This is a genomic window from Streptosporangium brasiliense, from assembly GCF_030811595.1.
In the GTDB taxonomy this organism is placed as follows: Bacteria; Actinomycetota; Actinomycetes; order Streptosporangiales; family Streptosporangiaceae; genus Streptosporangium; species Streptosporangium brasiliense.
This window is the reverse complement of sequence record NZ_JAUSRB010000002.1, coordinates 6166850-6188792: the sequence shown is the minus strand read 5'-3', so window position 1 is coordinate 6188792 and position 21943 is coordinate 6166850. Positions and strand designations below refer to the sequence as shown.

22 protein-coding genes are annotated in these 21943 nt (G+C 72.4%); 9 read left to right on the top strand and 13 right to left on the bottom strand.

Annotation, left to right across the window (positions count from 1 at the left end):
* Positions 1-2 precede the first annotated feature (2 nt).
* Positions 3-734 (top strand): TetR/AcrR family transcriptional regulator, encoded by a 732-nt coding sequence (locus tag J2S55_RS36695; protein WP_306870563.1) that lies wholly within the window; start codon positions 3-5, stop codon positions 732-734.
* A gap of 106 nt (positions 735-840) precedes the next feature.
* Here J2S55_RS36695 and J2S55_RS36690 read toward each other — a convergent pair whose 3' ends face one another.
* The 3 genes from J2S55_RS36690 to J2S55_RS36680 all read right to left on the bottom strand — a co-directional run bounded on the left by J2S55_RS36690 (position 841) and on the right by J2S55_RS36680 (position 3619).
* Positions 841-1725, bottom strand: a complete 885-nt coding sequence (locus J2S55_RS36690) for a hypothetical protein (protein ID WP_306870561.1) — start codon at positions 1723-1725, stop codon at positions 841-843.
* A 639-nt stretch (positions 1726-2364) separates the two neighbouring features.
* Complete coding sequence (locus J2S55_RS36685) at positions 2365-2886, bottom strand: hypothetical protein (protein WP_306870560.1); 522 nt, start codon at positions 2884-2886, stop codon at positions 2365-2367.
* Between the two features lie 130 nt (positions 2887-3016).
* Entirely contained in the window at positions 3017-3619 is a 603-nt protein-coding gene (locus J2S55_RS36680; protein WP_306870559.1) for a PadR family transcriptional regulator, read from the bottom strand.
* A 132-nt stretch (positions 3620-3751) separates the two neighbouring features.
* Between J2S55_RS36680 and J2S55_RS36675 the strand changes: the two genes are divergently transcribed.
* Positions 3752-5059 (top strand): carotenoid oxygenase family protein, encoded by a 1308-nt coding sequence (locus J2S55_RS36675; protein ID WP_306870556.1) that lies wholly within the window; start codon positions 3752-3754, stop codon positions 5057-5059.
* Between the two features lie 44 nt (positions 5060-5103).
* Here J2S55_RS36675 and J2S55_RS36670 read toward each other — a convergent pair whose 3' ends face one another.
* The 3 genes from J2S55_RS36670 to J2S55_RS36660 all read right to left on the bottom strand — a co-directional run bounded on the left by J2S55_RS36670 (position 5104) and on the right by J2S55_RS36660 (position 9429).
* Complete coding sequence (locus J2S55_RS36670; RefSeq protein ID WP_306870554.1) at positions 5104-7188, bottom strand: S9 family peptidase; 2085 nt, start codon at positions 7186-7188, stop codon at positions 5104-5106.
* 433 nt (positions 7189-7621) lie between these two features.
* The gene (locus J2S55_RS36665; protein ID WP_306870551.1) at positions 7622-8263 is read right to left on the bottom strand and encodes a response regulator transcription factor; all 642 of its coding nucleotides are present in this window, start codon (positions 8261-8263) and stop codon (positions 7622-7624) included.
* Positions 8254-9429, bottom strand: coding sequence for a sensor histidine kinase (locus J2S55_RS36660; RefSeq protein WP_306870548.1), 1176 nt, complete (start codon positions 9427-9429; stop codon positions 8254-8256). The genes J2S55_RS36665 and J2S55_RS36660 overlap by 10 nt, the downstream gene beginning before the upstream one ends.
* Before the next feature lie 204 nt (positions 9430-9633).
* Between J2S55_RS36660 and J2S55_RS36655 the strand changes: the two genes are divergently transcribed.
* The 5 genes from J2S55_RS36655 to J2S55_RS36635 all read left to right on the top strand — a co-directional run bounded on the left by J2S55_RS36655 (position 9634) and on the right by J2S55_RS36635 (position 14848).
* Entirely contained in the window at positions 9634-10083 is a 450-nt protein-coding gene (locus tag J2S55_RS36655; RefSeq protein WP_306870545.1) for a helix-turn-helix transcriptional regulator, read from the top strand.
* Between the two features lie 5 nt (positions 10084-10088).
* Positions 10089-10499, top strand: a complete 411-nt coding sequence (locus J2S55_RS36650; protein ID WP_306861127.1) for a VOC family protein — start codon at positions 10089-10091, stop codon at positions 10497-10499.
* A 309-nt stretch (positions 10500-10808) separates the two neighbouring features.
* Positions 10809-13121, top strand: a complete 2313-nt coding sequence (locus J2S55_RS36645; RefSeq protein ID WP_306870542.1) for an ATP-binding cassette domain-containing protein — start codon at positions 10809-10811, stop codon at positions 13119-13121.
* Positions 13122-13465: 344 nt separating this feature from the next.
* On the top strand, positions 13466-14062 hold the full coding sequence (locus J2S55_RS36640) for a helix-turn-helix domain-containing protein (protein WP_306870538.1): 597 nt from the start codon (positions 13466-13468) through the stop codon (positions 14060-14062).
* A gap of 264 nt (positions 14063-14326) precedes the next feature.
* Entirely contained in the window at positions 14327-14848 is a 522-nt protein-coding gene (locus tag J2S55_RS36635) for a GNAT family N-acetyltransferase (protein ID WP_306870535.1), read from the top strand.
* Positions 14849-14998: 150 nt separating this feature from the next.
* Here J2S55_RS36635 and J2S55_RS36630 read toward each other — a convergent pair whose 3' ends face one another.
* Both J2S55_RS36630 and J2S55_RS36625 read right to left on the bottom strand, forming a co-directional pair.
* Positions 14999-15460 (bottom strand): VOC family protein, encoded by a 462-nt coding sequence (locus tag J2S55_RS36630; RefSeq protein ID WP_306870531.1) that lies wholly within the window; start codon positions 15458-15460, stop codon positions 14999-15001.
* Entirely contained in the window at positions 15457-16044 is a 588-nt protein-coding gene (locus tag J2S55_RS36625; protein ID WP_306870527.1) for a DinB family protein, read from the bottom strand. Before J2S55_RS36625 ends, J2S55_RS36630 begins: the two co-directional genes overlap by 4 nt.
* Before the next feature lie 60 nt (positions 16045-16104).
* On the opposite strand from J2S55_RS36625, the gene J2S55_RS36620 reads away from it, so the two are divergent.
* On the top strand, positions 16105-17091 hold the full coding sequence (locus tag J2S55_RS36620) for a helix-turn-helix transcriptional regulator (protein WP_306870524.1): 987 nt from the start codon (positions 16105-16107) through the stop codon (positions 17089-17091).
* Positions 17092-17105: 14 nt separating this feature from the next.
* Here the strand turns inward: J2S55_RS36620 and J2S55_RS36615 are convergent, their stop codons facing one another.
* The gene (locus J2S55_RS36615; protein WP_306870521.1) at positions 17106-17858 is read right to left on the bottom strand and encodes a class I SAM-dependent methyltransferase; all 753 of its coding nucleotides are present in this window, start codon (positions 17856-17858) and stop codon (positions 17106-17108) included.
* A 122-nt stretch (positions 17859-17980) separates the two neighbouring features.
* The gene (locus tag J2S55_RS36610; protein WP_306870519.1) at positions 17981-18493 is read right to left on the bottom strand and encodes a hypothetical protein; all 513 of its coding nucleotides are present in this window, start codon (positions 18491-18493) and stop codon (positions 17981-17983) included.
* A gap of 346 nt (positions 18494-18839) precedes the next feature.
* Between J2S55_RS36610 and J2S55_RS36605 the strand changes: the two genes are divergently transcribed.
* Positions 18840-19970: a helix-turn-helix transcriptional regulator gene (locus J2S55_RS36605; protein ID WP_306870517.1), complete on the top strand. Its 1131-nt coding sequence runs from the start codon at positions 18840-18842 to the stop codon at positions 19968-19970.
* Here J2S55_RS36605 and J2S55_RS48435 read toward each other — a convergent pair.
* From J2S55_RS48435 to J2S55_RS36595, 3 genes are all read right to left on the bottom strand, one after another.
* Complete coding sequence (locus J2S55_RS48435) at positions 19903-20409, bottom strand: rhodanese-like domain-containing protein (RefSeq protein ID WP_370879733.1); 507 nt, start codon at positions 20407-20409, stop codon at positions 19903-19905. The genes J2S55_RS36605 and J2S55_RS48435 overlap by 68 nt on opposite strands.
* A gap of 193 nt (positions 20410-20602) precedes the next feature.
* Positions 20603-21073 carry a molybdopterin-binding protein gene (locus J2S55_RS36600; protein WP_306870516.1) on the bottom strand — a complete coding sequence of 157 codons (471 nt, stop codon included), beginning with the start codon at positions 21071-21073 and terminating at the stop codon, positions 20603-20605.
* Between the two features lie 223 nt (positions 21074-21296).
* Positions 21297-21875 (bottom strand): TetR/AcrR family transcriptional regulator, encoded by a 579-nt coding sequence (locus J2S55_RS36595; RefSeq protein ID WP_306870512.1) that lies wholly within the window; start codon positions 21873-21875, stop codon positions 21297-21299.
* Between the last annotated feature and the right edge of the window lie 68 nt (positions 21876-21943).

Genomic DNA, 21943 nt, shown 5'->3' with positions numbered 1-21943 from the left:
AGGTGAGTCCACGCAGATCGAACCCGCAGACAGGGCCCGTCCTCGTCGACATCGCCGCACGGCTGCTCGCCGACGAGGGGCCCCAGGCTCTGTCGGCCCGCCGCATCGCCACGGAGGCCGGCAGCTCGACGATGGCGGTCTACACCAACTTCGGCGGGATGAGCGGCCTGGTCCGCGAGATGGTGTACGAGGGGTTCGCCCGCCTGCAGAGCTATTTCTCGCACGTCGCCCAGACCACCGACCCCGTCGCCGACATCGCGCTGTTCGGCCGGGCCTACCGGCACAACGCCCTGACCAACCCGCACCTGTACGCGGTCATGTTCGGCGGGGCGTCGCTGGCCGGGTTCTCCCTGACCGCGGAGGACCGCCAGTACGGCCGCTACACCCTGAGCACCGTGGTCGAGTGCGCGACCCGCTGCATCACGGCGGGCCGGTTCCGGACCGGCGACGCCGAGCTCGTCGCCCACCAGCTGTGGACCGCGATCCACGGGCTGGTCACGCTCGAACTCGGCGACTACCTGATCGCCCCGTGCGACGCCGACCGGGTCTTCGAGGCCCAGCTGACCGGCCTGATGGTCGGCGCCGGTGACGCCCTGGAGGCCGCCACCCGGTCGGTGAAGTCCTCCCAGGGGCGGCTGGAGAAGGTGGTCGAGGAGGTGCGGCCGGTTCCGCAGGACGACGAGCCCGCCGCCGGCCGGGGCCGCCCTCCCCGGCGGGGCGCGCCAGCGCGGTGAGCGGCTCACCGGACGGGTCCGCTCACTCCCAGAACGCGGTGAGCGGCTCACCGGACGGGTCCGCTCACTCCCAGAACGCGGTGAGCGGCCCGCCGGACGGGTCCGCTCACTCCCAGGGCGCCACCGGGAACCAGCCGTAGCCGAAGCGCGCGGGCAGCCGCAGGTCCCAGTAGAGGAAGGTGAAGGCGCCGACGACGATGAAGGCCACGGCCGTGATCGTCGCCACGCGTGCCGGCCTGGCGGTCATCCAGCGGGTGAAGCGGCCTCTGGTCGCGTGCACGAGCACGACGAAGAGCGCCGCCATCAGTGTGATGTTGCCGAGCGACTGCAGGACGAAGACGGCGGCGCCGTAGAACGGATTGTGAGTCTGGGCCGCGTACTCGAACAGTTTGCGGAACAGCGGGAAGGGCCGCCCGACGAGGAAACCGCCGATCAGCGCGCCGATCACGATCAGGCGGGCGTTGGGGAAACGGCGTGACAGACGGGCGAACGGATCGGGCACCACGCGCAGCGCCGCCAGGCCGAGGTAGGTGAACGCCAGGCCGATCACGCCGAAGACGATCGACGCCTGGAGGAGCCTGGGCGGCAGGCCGGAGCCGGCCGCCGCCCCGGACAGCTGGGGCAGCCGCTGGCCCAGGGCCGCGCCGATGGCGCCGTAGGCGCCGGAGATCACGATCATGCCGAGTGCGAGCCAGCCGAGGGGCCGCAGGGTCGCCCCGATCCGGACCGGGGCGGAGGCGTCCGCACGGCCGCCGGCGCGGCCGCCCCCGGCGTCCGCCATGGGGGCGATCGCGCCGAAGGCGGCGATGTTGCACGCGGTGAAGGTGCCGGCCAGGCCCGAGACGAAGGCGAAGATCGTCCCCGCGACCAGGCCCCCGATCTGCGTCTGCTTGGCGTCATAGCCGAGCAGCGTGTTCGCGACGTTGTCGCCGATCACGCTGTCGACGAGCCGGAAGGACCACAGCGAGGCGATCAACGCTCCCGCCAGCACGCTGAGAAGGATGATCAGTCCTCGGTGACGGGGCAGATCCGCGGCATGAGTGTCGGGCGAGGAAACGGAGATGGGGACGCTCCGGGCCATGAGGCACCTTTCTCGAGTCAGACGCGCTGGTGGGTTGCGGGGCATGACTGAGCTGCGACCGGCTGGTCCTGGGGCCGGTGATCAGGGGGTGGTGGACGCGCTCTCGGCGGAGGTGGCCGGGCGGTCTCCCGACGGAGAGGGGATCGGGCCCTGGATCACCGGTCCGTCCGGGTCGAGGGCCGCACGGGGCATGGACGCTCCCTACCTGCGAGGACGAGGTATCTCTCTCACACACAGCTTCAGCGAACAGCTCCACCCGATGACGCTCATGATCGCTACAGCGGTGCAGGCTGTCAACAGCCCGCCCTCCAGGGGCGACAGCCTGCCCTCCAGGGGCCTGCGGGCTGCCGACAGCCGGCCTTTTCAGGAGCTGGGGCGAGCACGATCAGAGCCTGTCCGGCGGACGCGACGATCACGGCCGAGGCCGGGCCGGCTCCGGGACGAGTGCGGTCAGAGCCGGACCGGCGGACGCGACGAACACGGCCGGGGCCGGACTGACTCCGGGACAGGCGCGCCCAGGCGCGGGGCGCCGGGCGCGGCGGGGAACGCTCAGGCGCTCTCCCCCATGCTGCGCTCGTGCCAGTCCGCCAGCTCCACGAGCAGGCCGTCAGCGGCGCCGCCGAACATCTCGGTGAGGACCTGCGGGCTGTCGACGATGACGACGCTGTCGAGCAGGCTGGCGCGGAGCTTGGCCGCCCGCGAGTCGCCGGCGCCGTCGGGGTCGAAGGCCGTGGCGGCGAGGAACAGCCCGCCGACGCCCGTGGACGCCGCCGCGTCCGCGGCGGCGGTGCCGGTCACGCTGGAGGCGTCGTCGGGGACGGCCGGCAGGGCGGGCCGGCCGTCACGGGCCAGGAGCGTCAGCGGGCGTGCCGGGGCGGTCTCCGGGACGCTGCCCTCAGGCACGTGGGTCTCCCCGGTGACGAGCCGCGCCTGGTCGGCGGGGTAACCCCACGGCCGGCCCTCGGCCTCATCCGCCCGGCCGGCGCGGGTGAACAGGCCGCCCGCGGCGTCCAGGACGAGATCGCCCGGCTGCCACTGCTCGCCCTCGATCGGGTGGTGCGCGTCGCTCATACCGGCACGCTACCCACCAGCTCCGACAAATGACTCCCGAGAAGTGATCAATCGATGGGACGGGGCCCGCCGGCCACGGCGCACCGGACGGACCCGGCCGCGGCCGGCGGGCTCGGCGCCCGCGGTCACCTCAGCTCGGGTGCCCGCGGTCCCCCTGCGGTCCCGCCGGATCTGACAGGGCCACCGGGCCTGACGGGTCCGCCGGCTCCGGCCCGACCCCTCCCCCGATCTGGCCCCCAGCCCATTCGGCCCATTCCCGCTGCATGGCGCTGAAGCGCAGGCCCCACTCCAGGGCGAGCCGGCCGTAGACGGACAGGTCGCTCTCCTCCCGCTCCACGACCTGCTTCAGCGCCGCCAGCCGCTCGCGCTGCCGCTCCGCCACCTCCGCCTCCCGCCGCAGGTAGCCACGTGCCTGGTCAGGATGGGTCTGCCCCAGGAAGAAAACCCGCAGCAGCATCTCGCTACGGCCGGTGCGGGCGGGCTCGACCTCCGTCAGCCAGTGGCGGAGCTCGGCGAGCCCCCGCTCGGCGATGCTGTACTCCTTGCGTCCGCGGGGGCCTCCGGCGGCGACCTTCACCAGATCCGCGTCCGCGAGGCGGGCCAGCTCGGCGTAGACCTGGCTCTGCGTGGCGGGCCACACGTTGGCCAGGGAGATCTCGAAGACCTTCAGCAGGTCGTAACCGCTGGCGGGGCCCTGCGCGAGCAGGCCCAGCAGCGCGTGGCGGAGGCTCATGGCAGCGATCCTATATTCCAATATTGACATGTCATTTCTGTCAGTTCTACCTTCGACATGTCTGGATAGGAATATCGAGACGTGCCGGTCCCCTCGACGGCCGCCTCTCCCCCTGACCACCCGGAGCTGACGATGACCACTGCCGCACCCGCGTATCTCACCGGTGACCTGGCCCCCGTCCCCGACGAGATCGGCGCCGTCGACCTGCCCGTCACCGGGACGCTGCCGGCCGAGCTCACCGGACGTTACTTCCGCAACGGCCCCAATCCGCTGCCCGGCCAGGACCCGGGCCACTGGTTCGCCGGCCACGGAATGATCCACGGCCTGCGGCTGCGCGACGGCCGCGCCGAGTGGTATCGCAACCGGTGGGTCCGGACCCGGGCCTTCACCGACGACGCCCCCTTCGCCGGCCCGGACGGCCTCGACCTGACCGCCGTCAGGGCCAACACCCACATCGTCCGGCACGCCGACAGGATCCTCGCCCTGGTCGAGAACGGCCTGCCGTACGAGATGACGCCCGAGCTGGAGACGGTCGGGCCGTGCGACTTCGGCGGGCGGCTGACCACCGCGATGACGGCCCATCCGAAGCGGGACCCGGTCACCGGAGAGCTGCACCTGTTCGGGTACGGCTTCTTCGCTCCCTACCTGACCTACCATCGCCTGTCGGCGGCGGGGGCGCTGGTGGAGAGCCGCGTCGTGGACGTCCCGGGACCGACGATGATCCACGACTTCGCGATCACCGAGAACCACGTCGTCTGGCTGGACCTGCCCGTCGTCTTCGACCTGGAGACGCTCGGGCGCGGCATGCCGTTCCGGTGGGACGACTCCTACGGCGCCAGGATCGGCGTGATGGACCGCGCCGGCCGGGTGACCTGGTTCGACGTCGACCCGTGCTACATCTTCCACGTCGGCAACGCCCACGAGGACGCCTCCGGCCGCGTGGTGCTGGAGGCCGTCCGCTACACGCGGGAGGCCTTCACCTCGGCCTGGTCCCGCATCGGCGACAGCGCCAACCCCGTGGCCGAGACGGACGGCGCCGTGGTGCACCGGTGGGTGCTCGACCCCGCGCGCGGCACGGTGCGGGAGGAGCAGCTCGACGACCGCGCGGTGGAGTTCCCGACGTTCAACGAGGACCGGCTCGGCCGCGCCAGCCGGTTCCTGTACGCGGTGACCGACGGCGCGGTCGTGAAGTACGACACCGAGACCAGCGCGGGCCTTGGCCGGGAGCTCGGCGGGCGGCCGGGTGAGGCGGTCTTCGTGCCCGCCGCCGGGGCCGCCGCCGAGGACGACGGCTGGCTGCTGTCGATCGTCACCGACCACGCGGGCGACGGCTCGGAGCTGCTCGTCCTCGACGCCGCCGGCCTGGACTCCGTCGCCTCCGTACGGCTCCCGCGCCGCGTCCCGGCTGGTTTCCACGGCTCCTGGCTCCCCGACAGCTGACGGCCGCTCCCCCGCGGCACGGCGGAGCGGCCGGATACGGCGGGTCAGGCGGGAGAGACCGCGGGAGCGTCCAACGCCTCCCGCAGGAATGCCAGCTGGTGCCGGAGCAGCCCCTCCACGGCCGCCTCGGCGGTCGGCGTGTGGGTGGCCCCCGGCAGCGGGAGCACCTGGTGCGGACGGCCCGCCGCCAGTAGCGCCGCCGACATCCGCAGCGTGTGCGCGGCCACCACGTTGTCGTCGGCCAGGCCGTGCACCAGCAGCAGCGGGCGGCGCAGCCGGGCCGCGTCACCGATCGGCGAGGAGCGCTCGTAGCCCTCCGGCTCCTCGTCCGGGTGGCCGAGGAAGCGCTCCCGCCAGTGGGTGTCGTACAGCCGCTGGTCACTCGGCGCCGCACCCGAGACGGCGGCGTGGAAGACCTCCGGCATGCGCAGCACCGCGGCTGCCGCGAGCGTGCCGCCGTAGCTCCAGCCACGGATGCCCACCCGGCCCAGATCGAGGTCGGGGCAGTGCTCGGCGGCCGCGCGCAGCGCCACCACCTGGTCCTCCAGCGGCGCGGTGAGGGTGTCACGGTGCACCGTCTTCTCCCAGGCCGGGCCACGCCCCCGGGTGCCTCGGCCGTCGGCCACCACCACCGCGAAGCCGGACTCGGCGAACCACTGCGCCTCGCACAGCCAGGCACTCCGGGCCCGGGTCGCCAGCCGCATCGCCGGCCCCGCGTACGGGGCCATCAGCACCGGCAGCGGACCGCCGCCCGGCCGGTGCCAGGACGGCAGCAGCAGCGCGGTACGGATCTCCCGCTCGCCCGCCCGCAGCCAGGTGACGCGCGGCAGGACCAGCGGCTCGGCGTCCAGCGAGGCGATCTCCGTGTCCGGCCGCCCGTCCCGCACCACCCGGAAGGCGCGCCCGTCCTCGGTGTGCGAGGCGAGCAGCAGCGTGCCGTCCGCCCGGTGGCCGGTGTGCAGCCCGGGCCCGTCGCTCAGCCGCACCGGCCCGCGCTCGGCGTCGTATGCCCACAGGTGCTCCTCGGTGGGCTCGTCGCCCGCGACGAACAGCACCGACTCGCCCGTCACCTCCAGGACTCCGTGGATCTGCAGCCCCTCCGGCGTGACCGGCCGGCCGTCCACGACCAGCCGCCGGGTGCCGTCGGTGTCGTCGGTGTGCACCAGCGCGCCCGACGCGGTCCGCGCGGGCGTGCCCGCGATCAGCTCCACCCACGCCGGATCGCGCTGCTCGTGCAGGAGCGTCGTCGCGCCCGTGTCCGGATCGGCCGCCAGCACCCGCAGCGTGCGCTGGTCCCGGCTCTGCACGCTGATCAGCGGGCCGTGCGCGTCCCAGCCGGCGGTGGCCACGTACTCGTACGCCACCCGGTCCCAGTCCAGCTCCACGGAGGTGCCGTCGAGCCCGAGCACATGCAGCGAGACCTCCGCGTTGGCGGTCCCGGCGGCCGGGTAGGCGATCTCACGGGGCGGCCTGGACGGATCGGCCGGGTCGGCGATCCACCAGCGCTGCACCGGTGTGGTGTCCACCCTGGCCGCCAGCAGCCGGGTCCCGTCCGGGGACCACCAGTGGCCGCGCGTCCGGCGCATGGACTCCGCCGCCACGTGTTCGGCGAGACCCCAGACCACCTCCGGGTCCTCCGGCGCGGCCAGCCGGCGGTCACGGCCGCCGGCGAGCTCCACCACGTGCAGGGCACCGCCTGTCACATACGCCACCCGGCTGCCGGTGGGGTCCGGGCGGGGATCGGTCACCGGTCCCGCGGTGGGCACGGGCCGCGGGTCGCCTCCGTCGGTGTCCACCGCCCACAGCCTGCCGTCCACGGCGAAGACGGCGGTACGCAGCGCGGCGTCGGCCGCGTAGGCGACCACACCCGCCGCGCGCTCGCGTGCCCGCTCCCGGCGGATCCGTTCCGCCTCGGGGACCGGTCCCGCCGCGCCGAGCGTCTCCGGGGCGGCGAGCAGCCGCTCCCGGTCACCGTCCAGCAGCCACAGGCAGCTCGTACGGTCCTCGCCACCCCGGGTGCGGAGGAAGAGCGCCCGATGACCGTCCGGGGAGAGGGTGAAGGCCCGCGGGACGCCGAGGGAGAAGCGCTGGGTGCGGGCAAGCTGGAGTGGGAATCTGTTGGTGTCCATAGTGGGACTCTGCGCAGGATGACCGGGGATGACGGTGGGGAGATGCGACGGGGATCCGTCACGCGGCACACCTGCGTGAGGGCGGATCGGCGCCCGGCGCCGTAGCGGCCGACGATCGCGGCACGTATGCGGTGAGATCCACCGGCGGCTGAGGCCTTGGTCCCGGCCTGACCATCGGTCCGGCGCGCTCATCGGCGACACCGGATGGTCCTGACAAGATCATATCATGTCAGAGCGGCCACCGGAGCCCGCGACCGCTCGGCCACCGGAGCCCATGGCCGCTCGCCACCGGCGCCCGCGACCGCCCGGCCACGGCGCGCCCCCCTGCCCGTCATGCCTCCGGCCGGCCGGCGCCGCGCGGCCGTCGCATCGGCGCCGGGGCGAGAGGCCGGGGTGGCCGGAGCGAGAGGCGGGGGTGCACCCGGCACCGCCTTCAGCTGTCGAGGTAGGCGAGAACGGCGAGGACGCGGCGGTGCCCGTCGGCGGCCGGCGGGAGGTCGAGCTTGGCGAGGATGCTCGCGATGTGCTTGGCGACCGCCGCGTCGGTGACGGACAGCTCACGGGCGATCGAGGCGTTGGAGCGCCCCTCGGCGATGAGCGCCAGCACCTCGAGCTCCCGAGGGGTGAGCCGTTCCAGCGGATCACGGCGCCGGCGGAGGAGCTGGCGCACCACCTCGGGGTCGACGACGGTGCCGCCCCCGGCCACCCGCGTGAGCGCGTCGACGAACTCGGTCACGTCCCCGATCCGGTCCTTCAGCAGGTAGCCGACGCCGACGCCACGGCCCGAGTCGAGCAGTTCGGCGGCATAGGTCTGCTCGACGTACTGGCTGAGCACGAGCACGGCGAGGCCGGCGTGTTCCCTGCGCAGCGCGATCGCGGCACGCAGCCCCTCGTCGGTGAAGCCGGGTGGCATCCGCACATCGGTCACCACGGCGTCGGGCCGGTGCTCGCGCACCGCGGCGACGAGAGCCTCGGCGTCGCCCACCGACGCGGCGACCGTGTGCCCGAACCGCTCCAGCAGGCCGACGAGCCCCTCACGGAGCAGGACGTCGTCCTCGGCGATCACTACGCGCACGGGATCTCCACTCGCATCAACGTCGGTCCACCCGCCGGGCTGGACAGCGACATTCTGCCATCGACCACCGCGAGCCGGTCCGACAGCCCGGTCAGCCCCGTACCCTTCGAGGGGTCCGCGCCCCCCACGCCGTCGTCGCGGATCTCCAGAAGCAGCACCCGGCCGGTGACCTGGCCGTGCACCGAGGCCCGGCCCGCCCGGCTGTGCTTGGCGATGTTCGCCAGGGCCTCGGAGACGACGTAGTAGGCGGCGACCTCTACGGCCGCGGGCAACCGGTCGTCCAGCGCGACGTTCACATCCACCGGGATCGGGGAGCGTCCCGCCGCCTCCCGCACGGCGGCGGGCAGGCCGCGGTCGGTGAGCACCTGCGTGTGCACACCACGGATCAACTCCCGCAGCTCGCTCAGCGCCCGCTTGGCCTCCTGGTGGGCCTGGGCGAGCTGCTCCCCCGCCGGGGAGTCGGGGGGCAGGTCGAGCCTGGCCAGCCCCAGCCTCATGGAGAGCGCGACCAGCCGCTGCTGGGCGCCGTCGTGCAGATCCCGCTCGATCCTGCGCCGCTCCGTCTCGAAGGCGTCCACGAGCCTGGCCCGCGACCGCAGGACCTGGCTCAGCTCCGCGTCCCGGGAGGCGAGCAGGCCCCTGGCCATCGCCCCGCGTGCCCCCGCCCAGGCGGTGAAGGTGTAGACGGCCGGGAGGAGCAGGAGCACGCTCGCCGCCGAGACGGCCAGCGCCTGAGCCAGAGTCAGCTCGCCCTCCGGCTCCAGCGGCTGTACGGCGGGCGAGAGGATCAGCAGGACCGGGCCTCCGACGGTGAGGCCGACCATCACCACGTCGATCCACCACAGGGCCAGCAGCGAGGCGACGGCCAGGCCGACGCCGCGCCACCGCCCGTCCGGCGGCTGCGCTATCGGGACGGCGTCCACCAGCCGCAGCCGGCGGCGTTCGAACCCGGCCACCAGCGGGACCGCCGCCACGAAGGCGGCCAGCCCGGCGACCACCTGGACCGGTACCGGCTCCAGGAGACCGATGACCGCCGCGACCAGCCCGACACCGCCGCAGAGCAGGACGCTCGACGCCAGGTACGCCAGCGATCTCCACGGCCACGACGACCGCAGGAAGGCCTGCGGCCGCAGGGAAATGGCCTCAAGGGCAGTCCGCGGATGCACGATGAGACGGTATCGCCCCTCATGGATCACCCAGACGGCGTCGGTGCCCGGCCGCCCGGACCGCGGCTCCGGAGCCGGCGTACGAGCTGCCGCTGTGCCGGAGCCGGCGTAGAAGCCGCAGGTGCCCTCGTCCGGCCCCGGATGCTCCGGTGTCCCCGGCCGGGCATTTACCGCCGGTCCTTGCGATGTGGCACTATCACGCAGGTGACCAGCAGACCCGCCGCGGCGCAGCAGTTGCGCGACCTGGCGCGGCTGCGCCGTGTCCGCGACCGGATCGACCGGGAGTACGCGCAGCCGCTGGACGTCGAGGCGCTCGCCCGCGGCGCGCACATGTCGGCCGGGCACCTCAGCCGCGAGTTCCGGCGTGCCTACGGCGAGTCGCCGTACGCCTATCTGATGACGCGGCGCGTCGAGCGCGCGATGGCGCTGCTGCGCCGTGGCGACCTGAGCGTCACCGAGGTCTGCTTCGCGGTCGGCTGCTCGTCGCTGGGCACCTTCAGCACCCGCTTCACCGAGCTGGTCGGCATGTCGCCCAGCGCCTACCGGCGCCAGGCGGCGCGCGCGACGGCGGGGCTGCCGTCGTGCGTGGCCAAGCAGGTGACCCGACCGGTCAGGAATCGAGAAGCGCCGGTCGCCGAGCCGCGGCTAGCGTGACCGCCATGGAAATCACCATTCACACGAGCTTCCTCCCGCACGACGACCCGGACGCCTCCCTGGCCTTCTACCGCGACGTCCTCGGCTTCGAGGTCCGCAACGACGTCGGGCAGGGCAAGATGCGCTGGATCACGGTCGGCCCCGCCGGGCAGCCCGACACCTCCATCCTCCTGGCGCCGCCGGCCGTCGACCCCGGTATCACCGACGACGAGCGCCGCACCATCGCCGAGATGATGGCCAAGGGCACCTACGGCTGGATCCTGCTGGCCACCCGCGACCTCGACGGCACTTTCGAGAAGGTGCAGGCCGGCGACACCGAGGTCGTCCAGGAGCCGACCGAGCAGCCGTACGGCGTCCGCGACTGCGCCTTCCGCGACCCCGCGGGCAACCTGGTCCGCATCCAGCAGCTCCGCTGAGCCGTCCGGCTGTCGCGGCCGCGCCCCGCTCGGACGGCGCCGTGAAGGAGCCCGCGCACGGCGCCGGCGCCGGCCGCCCGGTGGCCCCGTCGGACGAGCCGCTCGACCGCGAGCTGATGCGCGGCGGCCGCTGGTTGGTCTGACGCCGCGCCACCCCGGCCGCACCGCTCAGGTAGCCGGCGGACCGTTGCCGCGACCGTGCCGAAAAGGGCGGACCGGATCTATTGCTCGAAACTGGTTAGATCAAGCGAGGCGACGCCGACGGAGACCGCGGACGCGGTCCGCGTAACAGATACAGATGGAGACACGATGAGTATGGCCACGAGGACGGATACGCAGTCGCCTGCGCTGCACGTTGCCGACTGCCACGATCTGATCCGCGTGCAGGGCGCGCGCGAGAACAACCTCAAGGACGTCAGCGTCGAGATCCCGAAGCGCCGGCTGACGGTGTTCACCGGCGTCTCCGGCTCGGGCAAGAGCTCTCTGGTGTTCGGCACGATCGCCGCGGAGTCGCAGCGACTGATCAACGAGACCTACAGCACCTTCGTGCAGGGCTTCATGCCGACGCTGGCGCGGCCGGAGGTCGACCTGCTGGAGGGGCTGACAACGGCGATCATCGTCGACCAGGAGCGGATGGGCGCCAACTCCCGCTCCACCGTCGGCACCGCCACCGACGCCAACGCGATGCTGCGGATCATCTTCAGCCGGCTCGGCGAGCCGAGTGCCGGACCGGCGTTCCACTACAGCTTCAACCTGCCCGCCGGCGCCTGCCCCCACTGCGAGGGACTGGGCCAGGTCACCGACATCGACCCGTCCCAGCTCTACGACGACTCCAAGTCGCTCAACGAGGGTGCGCTCACGGTCCCCGGCTACAGCGTGGACGGCTGGTACGGCCGGATCTTCAGCGGCTGCGGCTTCTTCGACCCCGACAAGCCGATCCGCGAGTACACCAAGGCCGAGCTCCACGACCTGCTCCGCAAGGAGCCGACCAAGATCAAGGTCGACGGCATCAACCTGACGTACGAGGGCCTGATCCCGAAGATCCAGAAGTCGATGCTGTCCAAGGACAAGGAGGCGCTGCAGCCGCACATCCGGGCCTTCGTGGAGCGGGCCGTGACGTTCACCGCCTGTCCCGAGTGCGGCGGCAGCCGGCTCAACGAGGCGGCCCGGTCGTCGCGGATCGGCGGGATCAACATCGCCGAAGCGTGCGCGATGCAGATCAGTGACCTGGCCGAATGGATCCGCGGCGTCGACGAGCCGTCGGTGGCGCCGCTGCTCGCCACGTTGCAGCAGACCCTCGCCTCGTTCGTGGAGATCGGGCTGGGCTATCTCTCGCTCGACCGGCCCTCGGGCACGCTGTCGGGCGGCGAGGCGCAGCGCACCAAGATGATCCGCCACCTCGGCTCCTCGCTCACCGACGTCACCTACGTCTTCGACGAGCCCACCACGGGCCTGCACCCCCATGACATCCAGCGGATGAACGACCTGCTGCTGCGGCTGCGGGACAAGGGCAACACGGTGCTCGTCGTGGAGCACAAGCCGGAGACGATCGCGATCGCCGACCACGTCGTCGACCTCGGCCCCGGCGCCGGTACGGCGGGCGGCACCGTCTGTTTCGAGGGCACCGTCGAGGGGCTACGGGCCAGCGGCACCATCACCGGCCGCCATTTCGACGACCGGGCCGCCCTCAAGGAGACGGTGCGCAAGCCCACCGGCACGCTGGAGATCCGCGGCGCGACGGCGCACAACCTGCGCGACGTCGACGTCGACATCCCGCTCGGGGTGCTTGTCGTCGTCACCGGCGTGGCCGGCTCCGGCAAGAGCTCGCTCGTGCACGGGTCGATCCCCGCCGGCGCGGGTGTGGTGTCGATCGACCAGGGCGCGATCCGCGGCTCGCGGCGGAGCAACCCGGCGACCTACACCGGACTGCTCGACCCGATCCGCAAGGCGTTCGCGAAGGCCAACGGCGTGAAGCCGGCGCTGTTCAGCGCCAACTCCGAGGGCGCCTGCCCCAACTGCAACGGCGCCGGCGTCCTCTACACCGACCTGGCGATGATGGCCGGCGTCGCCACCATCTGCGAGGAGTGCGAGGGGAAGCGGTTCCAGGCATCGGTGCTGGACCACCACCTCGGCGGCCGCGACATCAGCGAGGTGCTCGCGATGTCGGTGACCGAGGCCGAGGAGTTCTTCGGCGCCGGTCCGGCGCGCACGCCGGCCGCGCACGCCGTCCTCGCCCGGCTCGCCGACGTCGGGCTCGGCTATCTCAGCCTCGGCCAGCCGCTCACCACGCTGTCCGGCGGCGAGCGGCAGCGGCTCAAGCTGGCCACCCACATGGCCGAGAAGGGCGGCGTCTACGTCCTCGACGAGCCGACCACCGGCCTCCACCTCGCCGACGTCGAGCAGCTGCTCGGCCTGCTCGACCGGCTCGTCGACTCCGGAAAGTCGGTCATCGTCATCGAGCATCACCAGGCGGTCATGGCGCACGCCGACTGGATCATCGACCTCGGCCCCGGCGCCGGTCACGACGGCGGCCGGATCGTCTTCGAGGGCACACCCGCCGACCTCGTCGCCGCCCGCTCCACCCTCACCGGCGAGCACCTCGCGGCCTACATCGGCGCCTGACCGGGGCCCTCGCGGACACCGTGAGACGAGTTCTCTCGCCTGTTCCGACTCGTCTCACTCGACTGGCGGGCTCGGGAGTGGACGAGCCGGGCGACGGCCCGGGAAAGCGCGGACGTGCGACACAACCGCCCGACGCACGAGGAGGTCGTGATTCCGCGGCGTCCGCGTGGTCCGGCCGGCCGCGCCTCGACCGGACCGACCGGGAGCAGGCGCAGCCGCTGGACCTCGAGACGCTCGCCCGCGGCGCGCGCCGGCCAGCAGGGGTGGCTCCGGCCGGGGCGGGGTCCCGGGGCGTCCCGTCCGGCCCGTAGGCCTTTTCTCAAATCTGAGATATTCTCCCGCATATGGGAAAGGTCAGGGAGACCGCGTTCCAGAGCTCCGATTCCGAGCAGGTGGAGATCCGCCTGGCGGGTCGGCTCGCGCAACTGCGGGTGGAGCACGGTTGGTCGCTGGAGGAGCTGGCGCAGCGCGCGGACGTGAGCCGCTCGACGTTGTCGCGGCTGGAGCGGGCGGAGATCAGCCCGACGGCGGCGTTGCTGGGCAGGCTGTGCGCGGTCTACGGGCGGACGATGTCGCAGTTGCTGGCCGAGGTGGAGTCGGAACCGCCGCAGCTGGTGCGGGCCGATCGGCAGGTGGTGTGGCGGGATGAGACCTCGGGATTCACCCGGCGGTCGGTGTCCCCGCCCCATCCTGGACTACGTGGCGAGCTCGTCGAGGGCGTGCTGCGGCCGGGCGCCGACATCTCCTACGACGGGCCGCCCGTGCCGGGGCTGGAGCAGCACATCTGGGTGCTGGAGGGCGTGCTGGAGGTCACCACCGGCGGCGGCGTGCACGAGATCCGGGCAGGCGACTGCCTGCGTTTCCGGCTGTGGGACCGGTCGCGGTTCCACTGCCCGGGCCCCGATCCGGTCCGCTACGCCCTGATGATCGTCCTACCGTGAGCGGCACGGACGGCGACAGGCACGGCCCGGCGCGTCCGCGGTGCGGCGCCAGGTGCGTCCACGGTGCGGCACCAAGCGCGGCCGCTGTGCGGCACCAGGCACAGTCCGGCGCGTCCGCGGTGCGGCGCCAGACACGTCCGCGGTGCGGCACCGGTCCCGGACCGGCCCCGCTCCTTGGGCACCAGCCACCTCAGAACCGCGGCCGGACCGCCCCCACCCCGCACGCTCCCGGCCGTCCCCTTCCGCGCGTGACAGAGGAACCCCATGTCGCACCCCATCACCCGCCTGTCCGCAGATGACTTCCGCAGCAGCGTGAAGGGCCTGGCCGACCTCCTCGTCGACGTCGTCGCCGGCGGTTCCTCCCTCGGCTTCCTGTCCCCCTTCGACCAGGACGCGGCGGCGGCCTGGTGGCGCACCCGGCAGCCCGCCGTGTCCGACGGCAGCCTCCGCGTCTGGGCCGCCCACGGGCCCGACGGCATCACCGGCACCGTCGGTCTCGCCCTGGAACGCAAGCCCAACGGCCGGCACCGCGCCGAGATCGTCAAGCTCATGGTCCACCGCGACGCCCGCGGCCGGGGACTGGCCCGCGCGCTCCTCGCCACCGCCGAGCAGGCCGCCGCACGGGCCGGAGTCACCCTCCTGCTCCTGGACACCGCGACCGGCAGCGCCGCCGACCACCTCTACCGCGCCGCCGGCTGGACGAGGTACGGCATCGTCCCCGACTACGCGGCCGCCCCGGACGGCTCCCTCGAAGACTGCAGCTTCTACTACAAGCAGCTCACCTGATCCCCCGGCCCTGCCCGGCCCACCGCACCGCACCGGGCGGGCGCCGTGGCGCGACCCGGCACAGAGGCTGCACCGGTCAGGCGGCTGTCCGCAGCCCGTCACCTCGGCCGCATGACCGGCCGCGGCCTCCGCGACCGCGGCCGAGCCGCGTCAGTCCAGGCAAAACTCATTGCCCTCGGGGTCGGTCATCACGATGAAGCCGGCGCTCATCGGAGGAGCGGGCTCGTGGCGACGTACTCGCGTCGCTCCCAGCGCGACGAGCCGGTCGCACTCGACCTCCAGCGCCGCCATCCGCTCCTCTCCCCGCAGTCCGGGAGCCGCGCGGACGTCGAGGTGGACGCGGTTCTTGGCGACCTTGTCCTCCGGGACCTGCTGGAAGAACAGCCGTGGGCCGTGCCCGTCTGGGTCCTCGATGGCCGATCTCGTGTTGCGCTGCCCCTCCGGTACGCCGACCCGCGCGAGGAAGTCGTCCCACGCGGCCAGCGGGTCGGCGCCGTCGGGCAGGTCGACCCCGGGCGGGCCGGGATGGACGTAGCCCAGTACTTCACGCCAGAAGGACGACAGCGCCCGCGGGTCGTGGGCGTCGAAGGTGACCTGGACGTGGCGGCTCATCGGGTTGCTCCGTCCGTAGCGGGTTCCGTGTGCGGGTAGAGGTCGCGCAGCAGGCAGACCTCGGACAGGTGGTGGATCAGCTCGCGGTGGATGTGCAGCACCAGATCGGCCATGGGCGCCTCGGGGAAGGGCTCCTTCGCGCCGATCGGGACCCGGAGCCCGGCCTCGCCGAGGCCGCGCACCCCGGCCAGCCAGACGTCGAGCTGGGCCTCGAGCTGGCCGAGCGCGGTGGCCGCGTCGGCGGCGTACTCCCAGGTCTCGTACGACGCCGCCGGCGCGCCGAAGTGCGCCGCGTTGCGCGCGGCGAGCACGCCGACGATGACGTGACCGAGTCGCCAGGCGATCGTGGTGAAGGCCGCCGGGACCGGCTGGGGGAAGGCGAAGTCTATTGTGAAGTCCCCGGCACCGGCCTGCACGGGCGCCGTCGAGCTGCCGCGCGGCCGTACGCTCCAGGCGTCCGGCACCGGCGACCAGAAATACTCGTCGTCGGTGAGGCCGTCGAGCCGGGCTCGGAGCTGGTGGTTCCAGTGGAACTCCCACTGCTCGCGCAGCGTCCGGTTCCAGTCGAGTTCGTCTGCGTCCATGGAGCCACCCTGACGCTCCTAGCGGACAGGATCAGTCCGCTATCTGGCAGAGTGGGCGACATGGACGTGGCGAGCGGTGACGAGCGGGGCACGACGGAGCGGGTGCTCACCCTGCTCGGGCTGCTGCAGCAGCGTCAGGTCTGGACCGGCCCCGAACTGGCCGACCGGCTCGGGGTCACGGCGCGCACGGTACGGCGTGATGTCGAACGGCTGCGCGCGCTCGGCTATCCGGTGCATGCCGGCCAGGGCGTCGGCGGCGGCTACCGGCTCGGCCCGGGGAAGGACCTGCCACCGCTGCTGCTCGACGACGAGGAGGCGATCGCCACCGCGGTCTCGCTGCTCGCCGGCGCGGGTGGCGCGGTCGCCGGCGCCGGCGACGCCGCGCTGCGGGCGCTGGCCAAGCTCGACCGGGTGCTGCCCGCCCGGCTGCGGCACGAGGTGCGCGCGCTCTCCGGCTCGGTGGAGTCCTTCGGCGGCGGCGGCCGCACGCCGGTGGATCCCGAGGTGCTCATGACGCTGGCCAGAGCCTGCCGCGACGAGGTCGAAGCCGGCTTCGACTACCCGTCCGGGAACGAGGTGCGACGGCGGCGGGTCGAGCCCTACCGCCTGGTCGCCTCCGAGCGGCGCTGGTACCTCCTCGCCTACGACCTCGATCGCGACGGCTGGCGCAGCTTCCGCGTCGACCGGATGACCGATGCGACTGCGCGGACCTGGCGCTTCCGCCCGCGCGCGGCGCCCGACGCGGCGGCGTACGTGCAGGAGAGTGTGGCGAGCCGGGTCTACCCGCACCAGGCGCGCTTCCTCGTGCACGCGTCGGCCGACACGGTGCGCGCGCAGATCCCGGCGTCGGCGGCCGTCGTACGACGGCGAGGGAGCGAGCTGTGCGAGGTGCTCAGCGGCGCCGGCAGCCTCGACTCCGTGCTCATGCACGTGCTCCTGCTGGGGCACGACTTCGAGGTGCTCGACCCTCCGGAGCTCGGGGGGCGCTGCCGCGCGCTGGCGGAGAGACTGCTGTCGGCCGGTGCGTCGATCTCACCGGCGCCGTGAAGTCCGGGATGCCGTCAGCCCGGCTTGCGGGCCTCGATGAGGAAGCGCTGCGAATAGGCCACGAAGGGTCCGTGGCGCTCCATGAAGTCATGGAGTTCGGCCAGCCGGTCCCGGTAGGCGTCCACGGTGAAGCCCGGGACGATCCAGATCACCTTGCGGAGGAAGTGGACGACCGCCGCGATGTCGTGGAACTCCATCCGGAGCGCTTCCTGGCGCAGGTCGACCACTTCCAGGCCGGCCGCCTCCGCCTCGGCCACGGCCCTCATCGGGCTCCGGGACGGGTGGACCGGCTGCGGTCCCATCATGAAATCGGTCAGTTCGCGGACCGAACCGGCGCCTACGTCCTGGGAGAGGTAGGCGCCGCTCGGACGCAGGACCCGATGGATCTCGTCCCAGCGGGTCGCCACCGGGTGCCTGCCGACCACCAGGTCGAAGCGGTCGGCGGGGAACGGCAGGTCGTCGGTGTCACCGACTTCGACGACGGTGGCGTTGAACCTGGCGAGGTTGCGGCGGGCGATCTCCAGGTTCGGCGGCCAGGACTCCGTCGCCGCGAGGAACGGTGGGGCGACCGGGATCGAGGCCAGCACTTCACCTCCGCCGGTCTGGATGTCGAGCGCGGCCTCGGCCTCCGCCATCCGTTCGGCCAGCAGTTTCGCGTAGCCCCAGGACGGGCGCTGCTCGCTCGCGCGCCCGGCGAACCAGGAGAAGTCCCAGCCCTCGGTCGGGACGGCTGAGCCCTCGGCCAGAAGATCCTCGAACGTCGACATGGGGTGAGGATGGCAGACGGCCGTGATGTCCGCACCTGATTAGATCTTGGGCTCCGGCCGGGCGGGCGAGATCGGTCAGTCGTGATGACGGAGGGCTGCTCTGCCCCTCACCGTGGCCCGGGTCACTCCACCCACTCGTAACCCGAGTAGAGGGTACCGCCGAACCAGAGATAGCGGCCGGCGGCGTCGACATAGCGGTAGGTCTGCGCCTGCGCCTTCGTCTGGTGCCAGCCGGGACCGCACGGGGTGTATTCCTTGTACACAGAGGGTCCGGTGAGGCCGAATTCGTTCACGCCCGTCGTGCCGTAGACCCAGTCCGCGGTCGCGCACACCTCCCACACGCTTCGGGACTCGTTCCACTTCTGCACCTCCAGCCGGACCCTGGCCTGCATGACCCGCCCGGTGACGCAGTCCGCCGCGAGCGCGTAGGCCGTGGCCGACGCGATGTTCCCCGACAGCTGGCCGGGTACGCGGTGGTCGATGCCCGCATCGGCCTTGACGCAGAAGGTGGCCCCCTGCTCCACCGTGACGTGGGTCTGCCGGGTGTACGCCTGCGCCGACTGCGGCACCGCCACGGTCAGCAGCAGGAAGAGTGCGGACAGCGGGCCGAGGAGCAGGGCTTTCCGTCTCGACATGGTGTCTCCGTCAGGTCGTCGGATGGTTTCCGGTGATGGATCCGGCGTGCGGCACCGGCGGCGCGGGGCGAGGCGGCCGCCGGGGAACACCGGCCGGGGAGGGCCGGCGCCCTTCCAGGCCGGCGATCGTCCTCCAGGCCGGGACCGCGCCCACGTCCCCCTTCCGCGGTCGGATCCGCTGTGATCTTCACAACCCGGAGGACCTGTCCCGGCCGGCCCCGTTGTCGCCTCCCAGGCTGCGTTGCGGCCCGCTGGTCGCGGGACCCCGCAACTGTGTGATAGGCGGCCCAGAAATACCCCCATTTGAGGGGTTGTGCGGACATATTCGAACGTTCATGCTCGAACGATGGAGTCAGCCTTACGCGGCGCGGCGGCCCGGCACACGTTCGAGCGGATCCAGCGGTTGACTCGGACAGGCGTCGCCGACAGTGAGTTCCTGGCCAAACTCTCGCACCTGCTGCGGGAGATCGTCCCTTTCGACGCCTCGTTCTGGACGGGGGCCGATCCGGTGACGATGCTCGCCACCTCGCCCTCGCGGCTGGAGAACCTGGGCTCGGGTGAATACTGCGACCGGTACTGGGAGAACGAGTTCTTCGTCGAGGACGTCAATCACTTTCACACGCTGGCCGGTATGCCGACTCCGACCGCGTCCCTGTATCGCGTCACAGGCGGGCATCCGGCGCGGAGCTCCCGCTACCACAACGTGAACCTCTTACAGGGACTCGGTGACGAGCTGCGGTGCGTGTTCCGGGCCGGCCGCGACGTGTGGGGCTACATGTGCCTGTGGCGAGCCGCCGACGCGCAGCCGTTCACCCTCGGGGAGGAACACCTGATCGCCGGCCTCTCCGCTCCGATCGGCGAGACCTTCCGGCGCTCGGCGCTGCTGCGGCAGGACCCGGTGATCGGTGTGCCCGACGGCCCCGGGCTGCTCATGTTCGACCGGACCGGAGCGCTCGAATCGCTCAACGAGCCCGCGGAGGCATGGCTGCGACGGCTGCCGTTCACCCGGTTGAGCCACGACGATCCCGGCGCCACCCCCATACCCGCCGAACTGCGCTCGGTGGTGAACAAGGCCCGTGCCGTCGCCGCCGGGCGTGACACGGGTATCGCCCGGGCCCGGCTGCAGGTCGGTGGCCGGTGGGTGGTGATCCACGGCTTCGCGCTGCGCGAGGTCGGCAGCGAGGTCGGCCGGACGGCTCTGGTGATCGAGTCGGCCAAGGCCGCGGAGATGGCACCCCTGATCGTCAGGGCGTATCAGCTAGGGCGACGGGAACAGCAGGTCATCCGCCTGATCGCGGCGGGCCTGACCACTGCCGAGATCGCAGCGAGGCTCTCCCTGTCCACCCACACCATCCGCGGCTATCTCAAGCGGATATTCGAGAAGGTCAGGGTGTCGACCCGCGGCGAACTCACCGCGAAGATCTTCGCTGACCACTACAAGGAGACGATGAACCCGGACTTCGCCGTCGACCTGTGACGACCCGCCGACGGGGAACGGCCGCTCCGCCGGCGGGGGTGCCTGCCGGGCGAGACCTCGCGCCATCGTCTTGTAGCGGCCCCGGCAGTAGGCCACCACCTCGACGCCCTCGGGCAACTCGGCCAGCCGCGCGGGCAGCTGGTCCAAGGGGATGCCCAGGGCCGCCGGAGATGTGGCCGGCGGCGTACTCGGTGGCGGGCCGTACGTCCACGACGACCGCTTGGCCGTCGGCCAGGCGGCGGGCGAGCTCATCACGGCCGATCGGCCGCAGGGCGGCGGCGTCGCCCAGCCAGGCGTCGGCCGCCTGCCGCGCCGCGGGCAGCAGATCATGGGCCAGGCGCTTGACCTGTTCGGCCAGGAGGGCGACGCGTGGGTCGGCGAGCCGGTAGATCACCCGGGTGCCGCTCTTGCGCCAGGCGACGAGCCCGGCCGCGGCCATGGCCTTGAAGGGATGTCGGCACCGCTCCCCGACCGGCGCGCTGTCACCAGACCGCCAGACCGTCAGAGCGCCAGGTCACCAGGCCACCTGGCGTCCCGAGCGCCGTTACCGCGTCTGGCACGACCGGGCCGTCTTCCACTTCCTGACCCGCCCGGCCGAGCGCGCCGCCCATCCGGCCGTCGCCCGGCGGGCGCTAACGCCATAGCCGGTCATCGGCGCAGACCTTGATCTCCGCGATCCGGCTGATGTGCCGGCCACCGCACCGGTCACCCGGCACCACCAGATGCGGGCCCTCCTCGTCGAGGTCACGGCAGTCCATGCTGACGGCCAGCAGCGCCGCGGTGTTACCGAACTCCGGGTCGATCTCCCCCCACGACAGCACCGCACGATGCCCGTCGTGGCCCAGCACCGAGACCAGGAAGCGCAGCCGATCCTTGCGCTCGTCCGCATCGAACAGCGGCCCCGCCGCCCGCAGCACCTCCAGCAGCAGCGGCCCGCTGAAGTAGTGACGCCGCAGCCCGGAGGTGCGGCACTCGAAGCTCACCGTCAGCTCCCGCTGAGGCATCAACCGCAGCGCGGCCACGCTCAACCAGGCCGGCTCGCGCAGCGCCCCCGACAGGGGCACCCGGCCGTCGACAGCACGATCGGTCGACGTGGACTCCACAGGCTCTCCTCGTCTGATCCGCCTGATCCGCCTGATCCGCCCATACCCCCGACCACAGGCCCTCACACTCATCTGCGAGGAACTATGCTTTCTTCAGCCGTAAATGCCATGGCGATGATGTGCCTGGACTTGCTGATGCGTGTCCGCGCCTTACACCGTGTCGCGCCACAGGTCATCCCCCGCGCCCCCGACGGGCCGCGATCAGAGCGCGGCGGAACCAGCTCTAGGTCGGACCGGAACCTTCGGCGAAGTGCAGCAGAACCATCTCGACCAGTGCGGTGACATCGGCGTCGACCATCGGCTCGCCGGTCATGCCCATCCGGTGGAGCAGGGTTCCGACGACGACGTCGACGAAGAACAGGACCCGCTTCTCCGGCTCGTCGAGCGCCTCCTGGAGCGCGAGCCGGTAGGGGTCCTGCAAGCGTGCGGACAGGATCTCGCGCAGGGCCGGGTCGCTGACGGCGTCGCTGAACACGCCCGCGAAGGCGTCGCCCACCCCGGGCTCACCAATCTTCGCCGCGATCCAGTGAATGGCCGAGGACATGAGCTCGGCTCGAGTGGTGCCCTCCAGCGGCGCCGGGCCGAACGCGTCGAGGAGGCAGTCCACGATCAGCGCGCCCTTCGACGGCCAGCGACGGTAGATCGTCGTCTTGGCGATTCCGGCCGCGGCGGCGATGCGCTCGACGGTGGCGCGCGCGTAGCCGAGCTCGTGGACCGTGCTCAGCGTCGCGGCGAAGACCACGGCGTTGACGCCGGAGCGCGGGCGACCGGGCGGTCTGGCGGATGTGGTCGCTCGAGTCATGCCCACACGATACCGTTTTGCGCTACCGTTGGTATCGATACTCGCAGTAGCGAAACTACTGGGCCGAG